Here is an 18,745-nt window from a genome sequence, read left to right on the forward strand (position 1 = left end):
AGCGCCCATTTGACGATCGGGACGCCAAGCGAGCGACCTATTGCATCAACACCGCGCAATCACTGGACGGATGAAACTATGGCAAGCGCACGCATCGGCGTAGATATCGGCGGCACGTTTACTGACCTCGTACTGCTCGACGACAAAGGTCAGATCGCCTTCACAAAGGTTTCGTCGACCCCGGCGGCACCTGAAGAGGCCGTTCTGACGGGCGTCCAACGCATCCTGAAACAGGCAGGCCTCAAGACGGACGACGTCACGGAAATTCTCCACGGCACCACGGTCGGCTCGAACACCATGCTGCAGAAGGTCGGCGCGAAGTGTGGCCTGATCACCACGAGGGGATTTCGTGACGTGCTGGAAATCGGCCGCGTCCGCACGCCGACGATGTTCGATCTGACGTGGGACAAGCCCGTTCCTCTGGTTGAGCGCCGCTATCGGCTCGAAGTAGACGAGCGCACGCTCGCATCGGGCGAAGTGGAACGGGCGACGCCGATCGGCGAAGTGCTGAAGGCTGGCGAATTTTTCCGAAGCGAAGGCGTCGAGTCTGTCGCGATCTGCTTTATTAACTCGTACAAGAATCGCGACAACGAGGCAGCCGCGCTCGCCGCATTCCAGGCGCATTTTCCTGAGATCAGCGTCACGGCGTCGATCTCCGTGCTGCCCGAGCTGCGCGAGTACGAGCGCACGTCCACCACGGTCGTGAACGCTTATGTTCTGCCCGCGCTGCGCACCTATCTTCAGCGCCTCGAGAGCGGCCTCAAGCGCATCGGCGTGAACGCGCCGCTGCTGGTGAGCAATTCGAACGGCGGCCTGTCCAGCGCGCGCGTCGCGCAGGATACGCCGGTGTTCTTCATCTCGTCTGGCCGCTCTGCAGGCGTGGTCGGCGCCGGGCGCCTCGGCGAAGCGCGTCACGATACCGATCTCGTCGTGTTCGACATGGGCGGCACGACCGCGTCGGCGTCGCTCATTCATGACGGCCAGCTCGCGCGGACCAACGAATACGAGTTTCGTGCCGGCATCTCCACACCGAGCCGATTCATCAAGGCAGGTGGCTACATGATGCGCGTGCCGACGATCGACGTCGCCGAGGTCGGCAGCGGCGCCGGCTCGATCGCGTGGATCGATGCGGGCGGGCTCCTGAACGTCGGCCCGATTTCGGCCGGCGCGTATCCGGGCCCGGTGTGCTACGGCATCGGCGGCGATCGCACGACCGTGACCGACGCGAACGCCGTCCTCGGCTTCCTGCCGCAGCGGCTCGCCGGCGGCACGATGGAACTCAATCTGACGGCCGCGCGCGACGCGATCGGCGAGACGCTCGCCAAGCCGCTCGGTATCTCGATCGAAGAGGCGGCGGTCGGCATCCGCGAAGTCGTCAACGTCAACATGGCGCGCACCATCAAGGCGGTCACGGTGGAACGCGGCGTGGATCCGCGCGACTTCACGCTGATGGCCTTCGGCGGGTCCGGCCCGGTTCACGCGTGCGACCTTGCCCGCACGCTCGAGATGAAGCGCGTCGCGTTCCCCGCCGCGCCCGGCGTGTTCACCGCGATGGGCATGCTGGCCGGCTCGGTGGAGCGCTACTTCGTGCGCCCGTTCCTCGATCCGCTCGACACGCTCGATCTGGATGCGCTGGCGCTGAACATCTCGGGGATGCGCGACGAAGCGGCGAAGGCGCTCGCGGACGAAGGCTACACCGCCGATCGCATCCAGTACGTGTTTGAACTCGACATGCACTTCCGCGGCCAGGATTACGAAATTCCGGTGCAAGTGCCCGCCGCGCTCGACGAAGGCGCGCGGGAGCAATTCCGCAAGGGTTTCCGCGACGCTTACACGGCGATGTACGGCTACGCGTCGCACGACGCAATCGAATGCGCGAACGTCCGCCTTCTCGCCCGCGGCCTCGCGACCAAGACACTAGACTTCCTCGACATCCGGAGCGCAGCAAACTCGACCGCCGAGCATGCCCGCACCACCCGCCGCGTGTACTTCAGCCGCGCATCGGGGTGGGTCGATACGCCGGTCGTTCCGCGCGCCCTGCTCGACACGGAAATCGTCGGCCCGGTCGTTCTCGAAAGCTCGGATACGACCATCGTCATTCCGCCAGGCTGGCGCGTCAGCACCGACAAGGTCGGCAGCGTCATCGCATCGCTCGACTGAACTTCATAGGAGTAGAACATGACACAACGTAAGGTCGACCCCATCACTTTTGCCGTCGTCAAAAATGCGCTGGATACAATCGTCGACGACATGGCATTTGCCGTGATGCGCACGGCGCGCTCACCGATCATCCGCGACGTCCTCGACTATTCCGTGACCATGTGCGACGCAGCCGGCCGGATTCTCGCGCAGGCCAAGACGGTCGCGCTGCATCTCGGCGCAGTGCCGGACGCCGTCGACGTCGTCATCAAGAAGTTTTCGAACAATGTTCGGCCCGGCGACGTGATCATCTTCAATGATCCGTACGAAGGCGGCATGCACCTGCCGGACATTTTCATGTTCAAGCCAATCTTCTTCGAAGACAGGCTGCAGGGCTTCTCGGTCGTCATCGCGCACCATTGCGACGTCGGCGGTCGCGTGCCAGGTTCCAACGCGGCCGATTCCACCGAAATCTTCCAGGAAGGCTTGCGGATTCCGCCGACGAAGCTGTATGCGCGCGGCGAAGTGAACGAGACGCTGGTCGACATCATCAAGAAGAACGTGCGTCTGCCGGATCTGGTGCTCGGCGATCTGGACGCCCAGCTCGCCACCTGCAATATCGGCGAGCGCGAGCTGGTGAAGATGATCCAGCGCTACAGCGAAGACGATCTCCGCCAGTATTTCGACGAATTGTTGGACTACGGCGAACGTCTGACGCGCCAGGCGATTACGGCGTGGCCGGATGGCGTCTACGAATTCACGGACTACATTGACAACGACGGCTTTACCCCGGACGCGATTCCGATCAAGTGCGCGATAACGGTGAAAGGATCGAGCGTGTCGGTGGATTTCGCCGGCTCGTCGCCGCAGGTGCGAGGCGCGATCAACTCGACGCTGTCGTTCGTGAAGTCAGCAACCTATCTTGCGATCCGCTGCGCACTCGAAGCGGACGTGCCGAACAATGCCGGCGTCTATCGCTGCATCGACATCACGGCACCCGAAGGCTCGATTCTGAATCCGCGTCTGCCCGCGCCGGTTGCCGCGCGCGCGCTGACCGGCTACCGCGTGGTCGACTGCGTGTTCGGCGCGCTGTCACAAATCGCACCGACCAAGGTGATGGCGGCCGGTGAAGGCGGCAACACGGTCATCGCACTCAGCGGGTACGACAAGGACACCAGCGAGCCGTTCATCCTGGTGGACATGATCAACGGCGCGTGGGGCGGACGCTTCAACAAGGACGGCATCGAAGGCGTGACGAATCCGTCGCAAAACATGTCGAACATGCCGATCGAAACGCTGGAAGCGCGCTATCCGATCGTCATGGACGCGTATGGCTTTGCCGACGATTCCGGCGGCGCAGGCGAGTATCGCGGCGGCCTCGGCCTCGTCCGGGAATACCGGATTCTTGCCGAAGAGGTCGTAGCGCAGATCCGCTCCGATCGTAGCGACCACGCGCCCTATGGCCTCTTCGGTGGCGCCACCGGTGCACCGTCGAAGAATTTCCTGCGCAAGGAGGGCAAGACGGAGCCGCTGCCGAGCAAGTTCACGATGACGCTTCATCGCGGCGCGACGATCCGCCACGAACAGGCCGGCGGCGGCGGCTACGGCGACCCGATGAAGCGCTCGCTCGATCTGATCGAGGCCGATCTGGCGAACGGGAAAATTACGCGCGAGTATGCGCAGAAATTCCACGAAGTCGTATTCACCGGCGACAAGCTCGATCGCGATGCATCCGCGAAACAGCGCGGCACGCAGGCCTAACGAGGTCCGACATGAAGTTTGATCTTTCGCGATTCGCAATCAACCAGATCACGACGCCGAAGTGGTCGATGCCCGAGGCAATCGAAGGATACAAGCGCCAGGGCGTGAACGGCATCGCCGTCTGGCGTCACTTCCTCGAAGACTACGGCGTGGCCCAGACGCGCAAGCATCTTCGGGAGCTGGACATGTGGGTGCCGTCGCTGTGTACGAGCGAATGGTTCAACGTCTCAGTCGCCAGCAGCATGTCCGCAGCAATCGATACCAACCGGCGATTGCTCGATGCGGCAGCCGAAATCGGCGCCGGCTGCCTGATGATGGTCGTCGGCGGGATGCCGCCGGACAGCAAAGACATCGCGGGCCAGCGCGCACGGGTACGCGATGCGCTGTTCGAGCTTGCTCCGCATGCGCGGAGAGTCGGCGTCAAGCTGGGCCTCGAACCGCTGCATCCGATGTACGCGGGCGACCGCAGCGTCCTCAACTCGATCAAGGTCGCCAACGACCTTTGCGATGAACTCGGTGACGCAGCAGGACTGGTGCCCGACGTCTACCACTGCTGGTGGGATCCGATGTTCGAGGCCGAAGTCCGACGCGCAGGCCCCGAGCGGATTCTCACGTTCCACTACTGCGACTGGCTGGTGCCGACGCGAAACCTGCTCGACCGCGGGATGGTCGGCGACGGTGTTGTCGACATTCCACGCATAAAGGGATGGCTCGACGACATCGGTTACACGGGCCCGTTCGAACTCGAGATCTTCTCCGAGCTCGACTGGTGGGAGCGCCCCCCCGAAGAAACCACGCGCATCGCGATCGAGCGGTGCGGTCCGTACGTGCAACAGATCAATACTCATGGAGTTCAATGATGGGCGCGAGTCTCGAACAGCGGTTGCGCAATCTCGGCATCGAACTGCCCCCTGCCGTCACCCCGGGGGGCAATTTCGCCGCGACCAAGCGAGTCGGCAATCTGCTCTACGTATCCGGCCAGGTCCCGGTGTCCGGCGGCGTCGACCAATACGTCGGCAAGCTCGGGGCGGATGTTTCTCTCCAAGACGGACAGGCAGCCGCCCGCATCTGTGCGACCAATATCCTGTCGCAGGTCAATCAGGCAGTCGGCGGCGATTTCGATCAGGTCATCGGCTGCGTCCGGCTCGGCGGGTTCGTCAATGCAGCCGCGGATTTCAAGGACCACCCGAAGGTGCTGAACGGCGCATCGGACCTGATCGTCGCGGTCCTCGGCGAAGCCGGCCGCCATACGCGCGCTGCCGTCGGATGCAACTCCCTGCCTCGCGGCGTCGCCGTCGAGGTCGACGCGATCTTCGAACTGGCGAGCCGGTAGCATGAAGAAAATTCGAAATACGGATGAAATCCTCTCACACGGCGACGCCGCATCCCGCCGCATCGTGCTCGAGATCGCCGACCGGACGCTCGAGCGGCTGGACAGCTATCAGCGGATCCGCGGCATCATGCGCATGGAAGGCAGCGTGCTGCATATCGGCACGCGCTCGTGGGATCTGTCGAAGAAGCGCAACGTCTATCTGATCGGCGCAGGCAAAGCCTGCAATCATATGGCGATGGCCGTCGACCACGTGCTGGGCGAGCGTCTGACGCACGGGATCGCGATCGTCAAGATCCACGAGGAAACCGACCGCTTCAACAAGACCGAAGTGTTCGTCGGCGGCCATCCGCTGCCGAACGAGGAAGGCCATCGCGCGTCGAAGAAGATCATCGAGCTCGTCGATCAGGCCGGCCCCGACGACCTGTTCATCGCGGTGATCAGCGGCGGTAGCTCGGCGCTGATGTCCTGTCCGATCGACGGCATCACGCTGCAGGACGAGATCGACACCACCGACGTGCTGCTGAAATCCGGCGCGGGCATCTACGAAATCAATGCCGTGCGGCGCCATATCTCGGCGCTGAACGGCGGGATGCTGGCAAAGCGCATCCAGGCCGTCGGTGCCGAACTGATCGGTTTCGGCATCAGCGACGCCGTCGGCTCGCCTGCCACCGGCGACATCGCCGTGCCCTATGCAGCGTACAAGAGCACGCCGATCGGCCCGGACATGACGACGCTGGACGATGCGCGGGCCACGATCGTCAACCGCAATGTCGCGGATCGCCTGCCGAAGAGCGTCGTCGACTATCTGATGAACGCCGGCCCGGAAGCGGAAACGCCGAAGGCATTTCCGGACAACACCTATTTCCTGCTCAACACGCTGCCGGATTCCTGCATCTACGCGAAGGAAATCTGTGAAGAGATGGGCATTCCGGCAATGATCGTGTCGTCCTTCCTCGAGGGCGAAAGCCGCGACGCCGGCACGTTCTTCGCATCGATCGCGCGCGAGATCCAGACCTACGGCAACCCGATCAAGCCGCCGTGCGTGCTGCTCAGTTCCGGCGAGGTCACGACGCTGATCGACGACAACAGTGTGATCAAGGGCCACGGCGGCCCGGGTCAGGAAATGGCCGCGAGCTTCGCCATCACGGCAGCCAAGACCAAGGGTGCCTGCCTGATTTCCATCGATAGCGAGGGTACGGACGGGACCGCGACCGTTGCGGGCGGCATCACCGACTCGACCAGTTTCAAGGCCGCGGCCGATACGGGAGTCAGCCTGTATCAGGCGCTGCGTGAACACAGTTGTTTCGAGGCGCTCAGATCCGTTCGTTCTACTGTATTTACGGGAAATACCGGCACCAACCTGTGTGACCTGAACATCCTCTACGTTCCGGATCCGAGGGAGAGCGCGTAATGGAAGACAGAATCGTCTCTGTTCGGGCCCAGCAGATCATCGACTGCAAATGCCGCCCGGCCGTCGAGGTCGAGATACGCACTGCACGCGGCGCGATCGGCCGCGGCGCTGCACCGACCGGCACCTCGGTGGGCATGCACGAGTCATTCGTGCTGCGCGACGGGGATCCGTCGACGTACAAGGGGCTCAGTGTCCATCGAGCCGTCGACAACGCCGTGAATGTCATTGGCCCGGCACTGATCGGCATGAACGTATTCGATCAGCGTGCGATCGACGAAAAGATGATTGCGCTCGATGGCACGCCGGACAAGAAGCGTCTGGGCGGCAATACGATCTACTCGACGTCCATCGCGGTTTTTCGGGCAGCGGCAGACGCACGCTCGATCCCGCTTTACGAACACATCGCAGGACACAACATCCGGACCGTCCCGGTCCCCTGCTTCAACGTGATCAACGGCGGCCGGTACGACGAGCTGACCCAGGCATTCAACGAGTTCCTGATCGTTCCCTACGGCACGGACAGTATCGATTTTTCGATCGAGATGGCCGTGGCCGTATTCCAGAAACTCGCCGATGTCCTGACGGATTACCTGGGTCATAAGCCGAGTACCGCGAGCTCGTATGGCTATGCCGCGCCATCGGACGACCCCGAAATCGTCCTGACGCTGATGCAGAAGGCCATCGATGCCTGCGGCCATACAGGCCGGATCGCCTTCGCGCTCGACTGTGCGTCGAGCGAGATGTTCGACAAGGAGACCGGGACCTACCTGCTGAAGGGCACGCGCGTGTCCTCCGACGAACTGATCGCCTATGCGAAGCACCTGACAGAAAAGTTCAATCTCGTCTTTATCGAGGACCTGCTCGATGAAAACGACTGGGTCGGCTACAGCAAGGCGGTACGCGAACTCGATCGCACCATCGTGCTGGGCGACGACCTCACGGTGACCAATCCGGCATTGCTTCGACGGGCATATGAAACGCGCGCGGTAGACGGCTTCATCCTCAAACCGAATCAGGTCGGCACGATCACCGAGGCGATGGACGCTTACCGATTCGCCGAGCAACACGGGATGGTCGCCGTGCCGTCAGGCCGCTCGGGCGGCGTCGTGGATGACGTCGTGATGGATTTTTCGGTCGGTCTCGAGGTGCCGATTCAGAAAAACGGCGCACCTCGCTCCGGCGAACGCATCGAAAAGCTGAACTTTCTGATGCGGGCGAACGCCCGAAGCCCCGGCTGCCGTCTGCATGACATCTTGCCACTGTTGAGGTTCTGACGCGATAGGCCTGCGTCGCGATTCATACCCAACAACACACTTGAAAGAGGTTAGCCAAATGTACCCGAAGATCGACTTTCTCTACCTTTCTGAGCCGGACATGATTGCGGCCGGCGTGCTGGACGCCGCTCGTTGCGTCTCCGTCTGCGAAGAGACCTTCAGCCTGCTCGGCAAGGGCGACTATCTGATGGGCGGCGCGAACCACAACAATCACGGCATGAACATCGTGTTCCCGAAGGAGACGAAGTTTCCCAACATGCCTGTCGCGGGCCCCGACCGCCGCTTTGCCGCGATGCCCGGTTACCTGGGCGGACGTTTCGACGTCTGCGGGAACAAATGGTACGGATCGAATCATGCCAATGCCGAAAAGGGATTGCCACGCTCGATTCTCACCATGATGCTGAACGACAAAGACACTGGCGCACCGCTGGCACTCATGTCGGCCAACCTCTTGAGCGCCGCACGAACCGGTGCCGTGCCCGGCGTCGGCGCAAAGCACCTGGTCAACAAGGATGCGAAAATTGCGTCCGTCATCGGCTGCGGACCGATCAACAAGGCGTGCTTCACCGCAATCATGACCCAGCTCGGGTCCATTGAGGAGGTGATCTGCTTTGACGTGTTCCTGGACAAGGCGAACGAGTTTGCCCGCTGGGTCGAGGAGAAATATGGTATCCGCGCGGTCGGCGTCGACGAATCCGAGAAGGGCTTCCGCGATGCCGACGTCATCACCGTCGCGGCGTCGCGTCTGAAGCCCCTTTACTTCAAGGACGAATGGATCAAGGAAGGGGCGACGATTCTGGTATCGGGTCCGTTCAACACCGACGAATCCTTCCTGACCAGTTGCAAGATCGTCTTCGACCACACCCCGCTCCAAGAAGCGTATGTCGAGGACGCCATCGCGTCGGGCAACAAGGACGCGTACTACAACGGTGTAATCGGTGGCCCGTTCTACCGTCTGATCGATGCCGGGAAGTTGCCCGCGCTGGCCGATTCGACCGGCTTGGGCGATGTCGTCAACGGTGTGAAGCCGGGCCGCGAAAACGCGAAAGAGCGCGTGATTTTCATTGCCTGCGGCATGTCCGTTTTCGACATCAGCTGGGGCTTCGAAACGTACAAAAACGCCATTCAATACGGGATCGGTCAATCCCTGAATCTGTGGGAAAAACCCAGCCTGTGACCCGATTTACCCGGCGGTTTCCGGCTCTGCCGGCGGCCGCCGGGCTTGCCGATGCACGACATCCCTGCGGGCGGCGCCGCCCACCGCAATTCGCGTCCCCTTTCGAATGAGCGACCTCATGTCAACCGAGCATGCCGGCCAAACCTGTGTGGTCGAGATCGACCGCATCCAGCACGACACCCTGTATCGAAAGGTCAGCGCCCGATTGAGTACGCTGTTCCTGCTCTGCTTTTTTGCTGCCTATCTCGACCGGATCAACATCGGTCTGGCCAAGCTGCAGATGCTCGATGCCCTCGGCTTCAGCGACAGCATCTACGGCCTTGGCGCGGGACTCTTCTTCGCAGGCTACATCGCATTTGAAATACCGAGCAACCTGGTCCTCGAGAAGGTCGGCGCAAAGATCTGGATCGCGCGCGTCATGATCACGTGGGGCGTGCTGTCCGGCGCGACGATGCTGGTGAAAACGCCGCTGCAGTTCTACATCGTCCGCTTCCTGCTGGGCGTCGCGGAGGCCGGATTCGTTCCCGGCATCCTGCTGTATCTGTCGCAGTGGTTTCCCTACAACCGGAGAGCCCGCATCATGGCAATGTTCATGATCGCGATGCCACTATCGAGCATGATCGGCACCCCGGTCTCCGGGTGGATCATGAACAGCATGAACGGCTTGAGCAGCCTCGAGGGCTGGCAATGGCTCTTCCTTCTGGAAGCGCTGCCTTCGATAGCGCTGGGCTGTTTCGTTCTATGGTGGCTCCCAAACGATATTGCACGGACTTCCTGGCTCGACGCGAACGAGAAGGAGATTCTCGTCGCCAATCTCGATCGCGATGCCGCCACGGAGAAACTCTCGTCGGTGCTCCAGGTGTTCACGGACAGGCGGCTGTGGACGCTCGGGCTCATCGATGTATGCGTGATGATCGGCGTGTACGCCACGGGCTTCTGGTTGCCCTCGATACTGCACGACACCGGCGTGCACGATCCGCTTCGGATCGGACTGTGGATGGCCATTCCGAACGCGGCAGCCGTGGTCAGCATGCTGCTTTGCGGCCGCAGTTCCGATCGCGCACGCGAACGCCGGTGGCACATGGCCATTCCGTGCGTCGTTGCGGCCTCCGGACTTTTCCTGGCAGCCGTTGCACCTCACTCGACTGGCATCACGGTGCTTCTGTTCACACTGATCAATGCGGGTGCGGCCGCGACGATACCTGTCCTCTGGACCTTGCCGCCGACCTTCCTCAGGGGCACCGCAGCCGCCGCAGGCATCGCCATGATCACCTCGCTCGCGAACCTCGGCGGATTCATAGGCACATATATCCTCGGCTGGCTGAAAGACGTGTTCCATTCCCCGAGCGTCGGGCTATGCGGGTTCGGCGTCTGCTTGCTGATCGGCTGCGCGATGGCGCTTTCGTATCCCGAACGAACGCGCCGGACTGAGCTTCAGTGAGCAACCGGAGCGCCATCACATGAGATCATCCTCCGCATCGGGACGAAGTCGGGCGAAAAGCCTGCTGCTGCAGTTCGTCGGGAAGATGGTTCAAGCCCTTGGGCACGGCCAGTTGCATGACAGTGCGCACGATGCGCCCAGCACTGCGGGGTTAGCCGCGCGAGGCCTGGCGCAGCAATTCGATCGGTACAAGACTATCCGTTACTTGGCGAAAAGCTGCCCCATGTCCTTGAACGCCTTGAACTCCAGTGCGTTACCGCACGGATCGAAGAAGAACATCGTTGCTTGCTCACCAACCTGCCCTTGGAAGCGAATGTACGGCTCAATCACGAACTTCGTCCCGAACGACTTGAGGCGTTCGGCCAGCGCTTCCCATTTCGCCCACTCCAGAACGATCCCGAAGTGAGGAACCGGGACATCGTGACCGTCGACGAGATTGGAGTGCGCACTCTCCTGCGGTGCTGTTTTCGGGTGTTCATGGATCACAAGTTGATGTCCATAGAAGTTGAAGTCTACCCATTGCGTGCTAGAACGCCCTTCTTCCAGACCGAATACCTCGCCATAGAAATGTCGTGCGGCAGGAAGGTCATAAACGGGAATTGCCAGATGAAACGGTGAAAGATTCATTCAATACTCCGATTTATCCAATTTCGCGTTTTATACCGATCGTAGGCACACTAAATCTCGTGATGCAACGTGGCAACGTGATCTGTAGCTGCACACCAATTTCTCGTCGACGCTCGCAAACAAAGAAGGAGCCGCGGAAGCACTCCAAACGAGGGGAGTCGAACGCTACATGCCTCGCCGTTCTTTCGACACCCAACCGCGGGTGGGGTGATTTGATCGAAAACGGAGCAACCTCGGCAAGTTCATTGCAGACGCATCTGCGTTGGACAAGTAGCGCTCTCACGAATGTCCAGACAACCAAAATTCCCGTGGCAAGGGAGAGCCCAGGTTCAGCGCGCTTCCTCAGTGCCGTTCGAGGACGGAATTGCGACACTGCCCCCTGATCTCGAGAAGCGATCGAGCACGCATTCTGCCGACGACGTTCGATCACGTAAACCGAACTGACCTGGCCAGTCCGGCAGCACATCGAACAACCAAGCGGCCTCGATTCCGAGATCCTGTCTCGTTACGATTGCAATCGTAAAAGCGACGACAGAAAAATAAAATCAATATATATTTATCAAATCGACAAATATTATTTGTATATGATTCGCGAACTGAAAACATTGGTCGCAGTCGCCCGCGAAGGTACGTTCTCGGCAGCTGGCGACAAGGTCGGCCTTACCCAAGCGGCCGTTAGTGCCCAAATGCAGCGTCTCGAGGCAGAGTTGGGTGTCGATCTATTCGACAGGAAAGGCCGCACGGCTCATCTCAACAAGATGGGCCAGCAGATCCTCCTTCAGGCCCGAGAGGTAATCAAGCTTTACGACAAGCTGGGATCCACCCCGGTAGGAATGCCAGCGACTGCTTTAGTCAGTGTCGGTGCCATTGCGTCATTGCAACGATCGCTTTTACCGGACGCGCTGGCGAAATTTCACCGCGAATATCCGGGAGCCCGCACACGTGTCATTCCAGGACTATCAATGGAGCTGGTCAACCTTGTCGATGCTGGTGAGATCGACATGGCGGCCGTGATCAGACCGCCATTTTCATTGCAAAGCGACCTGCGATGGACGACGTTGGCTCGCGAACCGTTCCGCCTCATCGTCCCTCGCAACGTCCCGGGTGACGACTGGGCGGAACTCTTGTCGTCGCACCCCTTCATTCGCTATGACCGCTCGTCGTTCGGTGGCCGCCTGGTCGACCGGTTTTTGCGCGGGATGCATTTCAGTCTTCGTGAAATCTTTGAAGTCGATAAACTCGAAGCGATCGTCAAGCTGGTATCAAACGGGGTTGGCATCGCGCTGATTCCGCAAACCGCAACTTACCGCCGCTGGCCTGTCGCGATTCGCGCGATCGATCTTGCCGAACATACATTTCACCGTGATGTTGGGCTAGTTCATCGGGCCTATCTTCATATGACGGAGCCGGCTAGACTGCTGGCACGATCGATCGGCGCATTGGCTGAAGGCGCGCGGACCCAAACGAGAAGCTGAACGTTTTCCGGGCAAGGCTGCGAGGAGGATGGGGGCGGTGTTCAGCTCTTCTGGTGCGCCGGCGCCGTGCACTGCCTCGGAAACCGGTCTAGAAATCAGGACGTTACCGCCGCAACACGAGAATTCTGGAATGACGCAACTATTTTGCCCTAAGCCCGAAAAAGGCCACATGTGGCTATGCCGCCGGCTTGATCCACGTGGTCGTGAAGCCAAGCTCTCTCAACATTGTGAATGTGTTGCAGACAGAAACACCATTGTCCCGGCACACGTCCGGCACGCGGCGATTTGCCCGTTTTTTGGCTGGCGCAGATACCTCGATCGACACGACGACACGGTGACCCGGGTCGGTTACCGCGTACGCGATCAGGAATGGGTCCCTCCCGACTTCTTCGAGCTCCGTTTCGTCGAGGTCGGGAGCGTAGCCCTTCGCTAAGACAGAAGCCACGATTTGCGGGTCGGCCTCTTCTTGCAAAACAAGCGTCTCGTATACATCGGCGCGATTGAGCCATGTAACCAGGGCGTCTTTTTTTGCCTTGCCACCACCGTCGCGCACTTCGTCCAACGTCTCAATCGGCATCTTCACGTGCCCGAGTTCTGCCATGTGCAGCAGCCAATCCCAGAATACCGGAACCATCTCCATCGAGTAGTAGTCACGGTTGGCAGTGATCAGTACGTTAGCGTCGAGGAGATAAAGCTTCATGCCACCCCTACCAACGCCTGAACATTGGTGGGCCGAACGCCCAGGATGCGGCCGGCTTTCGTCGGTGTCACAAAGCCTTCGGCGATCGCTCTGCGTGTTACTTCAACAAGAGCGTTGCCAACCCTGTGTCGCTTTACCACGTAGTAATTCGGGCCTCCTGCGGCGTCCGCTGCTTGCTCCTTCTTTTTGGCTCGTTCTTCCTCCCAGCTTCGGCGGAACTCGCCAGTAAGATCGGCCCACTGTTTGCGATCGATCTGGCGGCGCTTGAGCAGTCGATAAGCAACCAGAGCCCGGCTGACCTTACGACGGCTCGCGAAATCGCTGATCGCCGCTATCAATTCGTGCCGCTCACCGCCGAACTGCCGAAGCTCGTTCATCTCGGCCTCTGGCAGTAGCATTTCGCTTGCGATGTCATTACAGAACTGTTCGATCTTCTGCTCGAAGTCAGCGCCGCTCACACCAGTGCGTCCAAGCCAGATATGCGCCAACTCGTGGAGCAGCGTGAACGACCACGCAACTTTCGCATCCTGATCGTTAACGACGATGAACGGCGCGACTCTTTCTGCTAGCGCGAAACCACGGAAAATATCTGTGCTTAGTGGGGTGTGATGTGTGCCAAGGTTGCCAATAAGGAGAACAAACACACCAAGCTTCTCTGTTAGTCCGCGTAGGTAGTTGAACGATTCCTCAACGCTTTTTTTGCGCCGAAATTCATCCAGATCGAACGAGAGCCGTTCACTGATTACCTTGGCAGCGTGCTCCACTGGTTGAGCCAACGTGATACTGCCGACGAACTTCAACGGCTGCGCCTCGTCCGAGTCCTCGAGAATCGACCTGACTAGACGCTGGCGGACGAACACATCGCGAACGAGGGCATCCAACTTGGGAGCACTCTCTAGTTCGCGGCCGCCAGGAAGCGTTCGGAAGTCTTCTCCCCGTTCGGCTTTCACAGGGGGGTGTTGAAGATAGAACGTCAGAAGTGGCCGCCGATAGGCCTTTGCCATCTTCAAGAGCAAGGGTCGGCTTGGGGCCTTCACTCCCTGTTCATACGCCTCGAGCGTTTCCGCGCCGCTTTGCCTGGCGCCCCCGAGCTGCAACGTCGTGGCGGCCTCATCGATGCCGAGGCCAGCAGCTTCTCTGGCCCATATGAGGATGCGGGGGTTGACCTGCGGCATTTTGGCTGAATTCGAGATGTAGTAGGACCGGTTCATTATAGACGTACCGCCCCTGAAAACGGTCCCGAAAAACAAGGGGGACCCACTTTCCTGGAGGCGAAAAGCAACGTGGCCCGCCCCGTTCAATCCTGAGAAGTCGTATTGCCAGAATTGACTCATTGGGACGAGCCTCACTGCTATGCCACTGGGGGCGTCGGGACTGGGGTCCCGAGCCATGGCCCAGTTTGCCGCGGAATGCGAAGGCGTTCGCCGTCTGCGTGGCCAGCATGCGATGTCGTCGATTGACCGGATCCCGTACGTCATCCCGGTGGCTGGGCTGGCTTGGGTGGCACCCTCGCGCCGGGCATGCAGTTTGGCTATCGATTAACAATGCTTGATAGCTTCATGGATCTGCTCGGCCGCGCCGCACGGAACACGGTATCGGTTCGCACCGTCCCTCCCGCCCCACCGCGCCTGCCCGGGGATGCCCCGGGCCGCACGGCCAGCAACCGATCCGCGCGCTCGTTGGGATGTCCGGAAATGAAGGGTAACATAGCCCTTACTATGTTCCCCTTCAGTTCTCACGATTGAACGCTTCGATGTCGAAGGTACGTACATGCTGCCGTCGATGTATCGCCATTCCAAGTTTTTGATTAGTCTGGGCATCTCGACGACCTTACCGCCTTCTCCTCCCCGTATTTTCCGGTGGCAGCAAGTCAGCAACCGGGCAAGTCTCCGCCCACGTCTGAACCTCATGTACGAGCCATCCCACCCTTCTGCCCGAAAGCAGTCGCGGTTCAGGGAAGCTCTTGTCACGCACGAGCTTTTGTACCGTCGCCGGTGATAGCGAGAGCGCCTCTGCCACTTCTTTCAGCGAAAAACAGATCTTCATCGCGACGTAGCCTTCAGCTCAATACCCTTGATTCCTTGTCTGCGCGGCGGCGTTGTCAACGTGAACAACAGGGGAATCGATGATGTACGGCAAGCCTTTCATGCTTACGCTTGACCGCGCATATCCAAATTTAATGGGTAATACCACGTGCAGCAAACGCGCTGATAGGAACCAAATTCTATTTGGTGGTGCGTCCATTGGACGATTGATTTCCCCGAGGTTCCGTTGCAGTCCTCCACCAAAAGAGGCTGAGCCAAACCTTCTTGCAGTCCTGCTCCGTTGGGTCGATTCCTCTCGATTCAAGAACGACGGAATTCCAATAGACTCAGTATGTCAGGAGGCCAGTACCATATCGCGCCATACTTGTCGCTATATCTCTGGATACAGTTCCTAGCCGACTGCCGAGGTTATTCTCTGCGTCGACGTCCTGCCACCCTGGAAGACCAGCCACTACAATCGGCATCGCCCGCCTACTTTTTCGCGGGATACGTCTCAGCAGTCAACTCCAATCGACGAGATAATTGCGTCAGCCACTCTCGCCGCTCCCTATCATAGGTGTGTCGGTTGTAGACGCCGATGATTCCGGGTTGCACATGGCCGAGGACTGCTTCGGCAATATCATTGGGACATCCCATCATTGCAAGCAATGTCCGGGCTGTTCGTCGAAGATCGTGGGCTGACCAGTGCGTGACTGGCAAACGCGGCCGGTCATGTTTCGGCGCGATCTTGCAATATGGTTGATGGTAGTAGACGCCGTGCTGGACCACTGTCTGGTCCATCGACGTTCCGCGCGAAGACGGGAACAAAAAGGTTCCCTTAGCCTGATCGAGGCGCCGTCGCACAACAACCTCTGCACGACCGATGAGCGGCACCCGCAGATCCGTTGCTCTCTCGTTTTGCAACCCCTTGGTCTTGTGTTTCGGGATAGTCCACCAGAGGCCGTCGGATTCCTCCGTCACCTCGGCGCACTCCATGGCGACGATCTCGCCCCCTCTCGTGCCAGTCCAAAGATAGAGCGTCAGCGCATCAGCGACAGTCAAACTGAAATTCGGCAGCCAGCGGATCAATGTGCCGAGTTCATCCACCGACAGCACTCGTTTCTGCGTCCCGGTGTATTTTCCCTCGATCTTGCGGCCTTTGCTCTTCAATCGCCCCCTTAAAACATCCTTCCACCAATTCGCAGTGGTGTCGGGAAGGCGCCCGGCATCCAGCGCATAGTTCCAGGCACCTCCGAGCTCCATGCGAAGGCGCGCCGCGAGCACCGGCGTCGAGCGATATGAATCCAGGAAATCGAACGCCTGGGCGCGCGTGATGGTCACCGCGCTGGTGTCCGCAATAGGCCCCAGCATCGCCTTGAATATACGGGCGACTTCGACTGCTCCCTTCGTCTTCCGATTTGGTTCTACGTGGCCTTCCAGATAGTCGCGGCACAGCTCCCTGACAGTGTAGCTGGTTGGTGATGGACGAGCGGCCGCCTCTTCCCGCTTTCGACGTGGAACGGAAAGCTCGGCGCCAGAATCGCGCTCGGCGCGACTCTTTTCCCACGCGGAGATCGCTGTAGCAAATGCCATCGCGGGCCACTCGCCGAGCTTCACCTGCCTCATGCGGCCGTCGACCTGCGACTTGTAGCGATACGTCCACGATTTACGACTCGCCGAAGCCTGAAGGCGAAGCCCCGGAAATCCCTCAAAGATCATGTGCTCGCCGCTCGGCAGCTTGGCGACGATACGAGCATCGAAGCGCATTCTTCCCTCGGCGTAGGTTTTTCCCAAGAAAAGCATACGCGGCGTAGGTTTCGTGCGCAACGCCACGGAAACCTACGCCAGGGCGGCAAGTTTAGCTAAGCGTAGACAAGCGTCGAAGCAGCGATAGGGGCGCGGCAAGCCCCATAATTGTCGTTATATTTCACCCACTTAATGAACCTCTCGGATCGGCTCGGACCAGCCCGGACCTGTCCGAAATTTCCCCTATTCGTTCTCCTCGAAGTAATGCCCGAACTTCGCCTGCTTGGTCCGGATATAACGCTCGTTTTCCTCGCGCACGGGCACCGCGAGCGCCACGCGTTCGCACACGGGAATACCGTGCTTCACGAGCGTATCGAACTTCTTCGGGTTGTTGCTCATCAGACGCACCGACGTCACGCCGAGGATGCGCAGGATCGCGGCGGCCGAGTCGTATTCGCGCGCGTCGTCGGGCAAGCCGAGGTCGAGATTCGCCTCGACCGTATCGCGCCCCTGCTCCTGCAGCGCATATGCGCGGATCTTGTTGCTCAGGCCGATTCCGCGCCCTTCGTGACCGCGCAGATACAGCAGCACGCCGCGGCCTTCCGCCGCGATGTAACGCAGCGCGAGATCGAGCTGCTCGCCGCAATCGCAGCGGTACGAGCCGAACACGTCGCCGGTCAGGCACTCGGAATGCAGCCGGGTCAGCACGGACTGCTCGCCGGTGACGTCACCCATCACGAGCGCGAGATGTTCGGCATCGCTGCCCGATACGCGGAAAGCGTACGACGTGAACGTACCGTAGCGCGTGGGCAGCGACGCGGTGGCGACGAGCGTCACGCACTCGTCGGCCTGGCCATTGCCCGGCGTGGGCGATTGGGGACGCGAAGACATCATGAATTCAGTCGAAACGATCAGGAATGTAGGAATTGTGTGGATAGTGCGTGACCGGAGTTTACCGCTAATCTGGAAACGTCACGCGACTGCCGCCGCCGGCCCGGCTATACTGGGCCCATCGGGTGCCGCGCATCACGCCCTGCCTTCCCTGCATCGTCCTGCACACGGAGAAAGCAAATGAGCACGACTGTCGCGCAAATTCTCAAAGCCAAGCCGGATTCCGGCCGCACCATCTACACCGTCACGAAAACCGACTTCGTCTACGATGCCATCAAGCTGATGGCGGAAAAGGGCATCGGCGCACTGCTGGTCATGGACGGCGATGAAATCGCGGGCATCGTCACCGAGCGCGACTACGCGCGCAAGGTCGTGCTGCAGGAGCGTTCGTCGAAGGCCACGCGCGTCGACGAAATCATGACGACCAAGGTGCGCTACGTCGAACCGTCACAATCCACCGATGAGTGCATGGCGCTGATGACCGAGCACCGGATGCGCCACCTGCCCGTTCTGGACGGGGGCAAGTTGATCGGCCTGATCTCGATCGGCGACCTCGTGAAGAGCGTGATTGCCGACCAGCAATTCACGATCAGCCAGTTGGAGCACTATATCCACGGCACCCCGGCCGTCACGTCCGCCTAGCCACGCAGCAAAAAAGGCCCAAACGCGCGAGCGTCTGGGCGGTAAAGCCGCCGGAATGCGGCGACGGAGGTTCTGCTCTGCTGACGCAGACGCGCGCTAGTGGC

General features: G+C 60.3%; 16 protein-coding genes. 10 read left to right on the plus strand and 6 right to left on the minus strand.

Annotated elements, in window-relative coordinates:
* Nucleotides 1–78: 78 nt before the first annotated feature.
* The 8 genes from Q3A80_RS15010 (at nt 79) to Q3A80_RS15045 (ending at nt 10,536) form a co-directional block, all read left to right on the plus strand.
* Nucleotides 79–2,160 carry a hydantoinase/oxoprolinase family protein gene (locus tag Q3A80_RS15010; RefSeq protein ID WP_446329751.1) on the plus strand — a complete coding sequence of 694 codons (2,082 nt, stop codon included), beginning with the start codon at nt 79–81 and terminating at the stop codon, nt 2,158–2,160.
* Between the two features lie 18 nt (nt 2,161–2,178).
* Nucleotides 2,179–3,900, plus strand: coding sequence for a hydantoinase B/oxoprolinase family protein (locus tag Q3A80_RS15015; RefSeq protein ID WP_446329752.1), 1,722 nt, complete (start codon nt 2,179–2,181; stop codon nt 3,898–3,900).
* Nucleotides 3,901–3,968: 68 nt separating this feature from the next.
* Nucleotides 3,969–4,760 carry a sugar phosphate isomerase/epimerase family protein gene (locus tag Q3A80_RS15020; protein ID WP_446329753.1) on the plus strand — a complete coding sequence of 264 codons (792 nt, stop codon included), beginning with the start codon at nt 3,969–3,971 and terminating at the stop codon, nt 4,758–4,760.
* On the plus strand, nt 4,760–5,233 hold the full coding sequence (locus Q3A80_RS15025) for a RidA family protein (RefSeq protein WP_446329754.1): 474 nt from the start codon (nt 4,760–4,762) through the stop codon (nt 5,231–5,233). Before Q3A80_RS15020 ends, Q3A80_RS15025 begins: the two co-directional genes overlap by 1 nt.
* Before the next feature lie 127 nt (nt 5,234–5,360).
* Complete coding sequence (locus Q3A80_RS15030; RefSeq protein ID WP_446329915.1) at nt 5,361–6,644, plus strand: glycerate kinase type-2 family protein; 1,284 nt, start codon at nt 5,361–5,363, stop codon at nt 6,642–6,644.
* Nucleotides 6,644–7,918: a phosphopyruvate hydratase gene (gene eno / locus Q3A80_RS15035; protein ID WP_446329755.1), complete on the plus strand. Its 1,275-nt coding sequence runs from the start codon at nt 6,644–6,646 to the stop codon at nt 7,916–7,918. Before Q3A80_RS15030 ends, eno begins: the two co-directional genes overlap by 1 nt.
* 58 nt (nt 7,919–7,976) lie before the next feature.
* A complete protein-coding gene (locus tag Q3A80_RS15040) occupies nt 7,977–9,095 on the plus strand; it encodes a tyramine oxidase subunit B (protein ID WP_446329756.1) in 1,119 nt (372 codons plus the stop codon).
* A gap of 118 nt (nt 9,096–9,213) precedes the next feature.
* Entirely contained in the window at nt 9,214–10,536 is a 1,323-nt protein-coding gene (locus Q3A80_RS15045) for an MFS transporter (RefSeq protein WP_446329757.1), read from the plus strand.
* Between the two features lie 201 nt (nt 10,537–10,737).
* Here Q3A80_RS15045 and Q3A80_RS15050 read toward each other — a convergent pair whose 3' ends face one another.
* Nucleotides 10,738–11,163, minus strand: coding sequence for a VOC family protein (locus tag Q3A80_RS15050; protein ID WP_446329758.1), 426 nt, complete (start codon nt 11,161–11,163; stop codon nt 10,738–10,740).
* A gap of 584 nt (nt 11,164–11,747) precedes the next feature.
* Here Q3A80_RS15050 and Q3A80_RS15055 point away from each other — a divergent pair.
* Nucleotides 11,748–12,638, plus strand: coding sequence for a LysR family transcriptional regulator (locus Q3A80_RS15055; protein ID WP_446329759.1), 891 nt, complete (start codon nt 11,748–11,750; stop codon nt 12,636–12,638).
* A 175-nt stretch (nt 12,639–12,813) separates the two neighbouring features.
* Here the strand turns inward: Q3A80_RS15055 and Q3A80_RS15060 are convergent, their stop codons facing one another.
* From Q3A80_RS15060 to ribA, 5 genes are all read right to left on the minus strand, one after another.
* Nucleotides 12,814–13,338: a DUF4411 family protein gene (locus Q3A80_RS15060; protein WP_446329760.1), complete on the minus strand. Its 525-nt coding sequence runs from the start codon at nt 13,336–13,338 to the stop codon at nt 12,814–12,816.
* Nucleotides 13,335–14,549: an ImmA/IrrE family metallo-endopeptidase gene (locus tag Q3A80_RS15065; RefSeq protein WP_446329761.1), complete on the minus strand. Its 1,215-nt coding sequence runs from the start codon at nt 14,547–14,549 to the stop codon at nt 13,335–13,337. Before Q3A80_RS15065 ends, Q3A80_RS15060 begins: the two co-directional genes overlap by 4 nt.
* Nucleotides 14,550–15,168: 619 nt before the next feature.
* Nucleotides 15,169–15,384, minus strand: coding sequence for a helix-turn-helix transcriptional regulator (locus tag Q3A80_RS15070; RefSeq protein WP_446329762.1), 216 nt, complete (start codon nt 15,382–15,384; stop codon nt 15,169–15,171).
* A gap of 470 nt (nt 15,385–15,854) precedes the next feature.
* A complete protein-coding gene (locus tag Q3A80_RS15075) occupies nt 15,855–17,129 on the minus strand; it encodes a tyrosine-type recombinase/integrase (RefSeq protein ID WP_446329763.1) in 1,275 nt (424 codons plus the stop codon).
* 222 nt (nt 17,130–17,351) lie between these two features.
* A complete protein-coding gene (gene ribA / locus Q3A80_RS15080) occupies nt 17,352–18,002 on the minus strand; it encodes a GTP cyclohydrolase II (protein WP_446329764.1) in 651 nt (216 codons plus the stop codon).
* A 177-nt stretch (nt 18,003–18,179) separates the two neighbouring features.
* Here ribA and Q3A80_RS15085 point away from each other — a divergent pair, with 177 nt between their 5' ends.
* On the plus strand, nt 18,180–18,641 hold the full coding sequence (locus Q3A80_RS15085; RefSeq protein WP_446329765.1) for a CBS domain-containing protein: 462 nt from the start codon (nt 18,180–18,182) through the stop codon (nt 18,639–18,641).
* Nucleotides 18,642–18,745 lie beyond the last annotated feature (104 nt).

The organism is Burkholderia sp. SR8, from assembly GCF_052851275.1.

Excerpts from the sequence above, each read along its gene's own strand:
- Q3A80_RS15010 (WP_446329751.1), top strand. The coding sequence starts at position 79 with ATGGCAAGCGCACGCATCGGCGTAGATATCGGCGGCACGTTTACTGAC.
- Q3A80_RS15015 (WP_446329752.1), top strand. The coding sequence starts at position 2,179 with ATGACACAACGTAAGGTCGACCCCATCACTTTTGCCGTCGTCAAAAAT.
- Q3A80_RS15020 (WP_446329753.1), top strand. The coding sequence starts at position 3,969 with ATGCCCGAGGCAATCGAAGGATACAAGCGCCAGGGCGTGAACGGCATC.
- Q3A80_RS15025 (WP_446329754.1), top strand. The coding sequence starts at position 4,760 with ATGGGCGCGAGTCTCGAACAGCGGTTGCGCAATCTCGGCATCGAACTG.
- Q3A80_RS15030 (WP_446329915.1), top strand. The coding sequence starts at position 5,361 with ATGCGCATGGAAGGCAGCGTGCTGCATATCGGCACGCGCTCGTGGGAT.
- eno (WP_446329755.1), top strand. The coding sequence starts at position 6,644 with ATGGAAGACAGAATCGTCTCTGTTCGGGCCCAGCAGATCATCGACTGC.
- Q3A80_RS15040 (WP_446329756.1), top strand. The coding sequence starts at position 7,977 with ATGTACCCGAAGATCGACTTTCTCTACCTTTCTGAGCCGGACATGATT.
- Q3A80_RS15045 (WP_446329757.1), top strand. The coding sequence starts at position 9,214 with ATGTCAACCGAGCATGCCGGCCAAACCTGTGTGGTCGAGATCGACCGC.
- Q3A80_RS15050 (WP_446329758.1), bottom strand. The coding sequence starts at position 11,163 with ATGAATCTTTCACCGTTTCATCTGGCAATTCCCGTTTATGACCTTCCT.
- Q3A80_RS15055 (WP_446329759.1), top strand. The coding sequence starts at position 11,748 with ATGATTCGCGAACTGAAAACATTGGTCGCAGTCGCCCGCGAAGGTACG.
- Q3A80_RS15060 (WP_446329760.1), bottom strand. The coding sequence starts at position 13,338 with ATGAAGCTTTATCTCCTCGACGCTAACGTACTGATCACTGCCAACCGT.
- Q3A80_RS15065 (WP_446329761.1), bottom strand. The coding sequence starts at position 14,549 with ATGAACCGGTCCTACTACATCTCGAATTCAGCCAAAATGCCGCAGGTC.
- Q3A80_RS15070 (WP_446329762.1), bottom strand. The coding sequence starts at position 15,384 with ATGAAGATCTGTTTTTCGCTGAAAGAAGTGGCAGAGGCGCTCTCGCTA.
- Q3A80_RS15075 (WP_446329763.1), bottom strand. The coding sequence starts at position 17,129 with ATGCGCTTCGATGCTCGTATCGTCGCCAAGCTGCCGAGCGGCGAGCAC.
- ribA (WP_446329764.1), bottom strand. The coding sequence starts at position 18,002 with ATGATGTCTTCGCGTCCCCAATCGCCCACGCCGGGCAATGGCCAGGCC.
- Q3A80_RS15085 (WP_446329765.1), top strand. The coding sequence starts at position 18,180 with ATGAGCACGACTGTCGCGCAAATTCTCAAAGCCAAGCCGGATTCCGGC.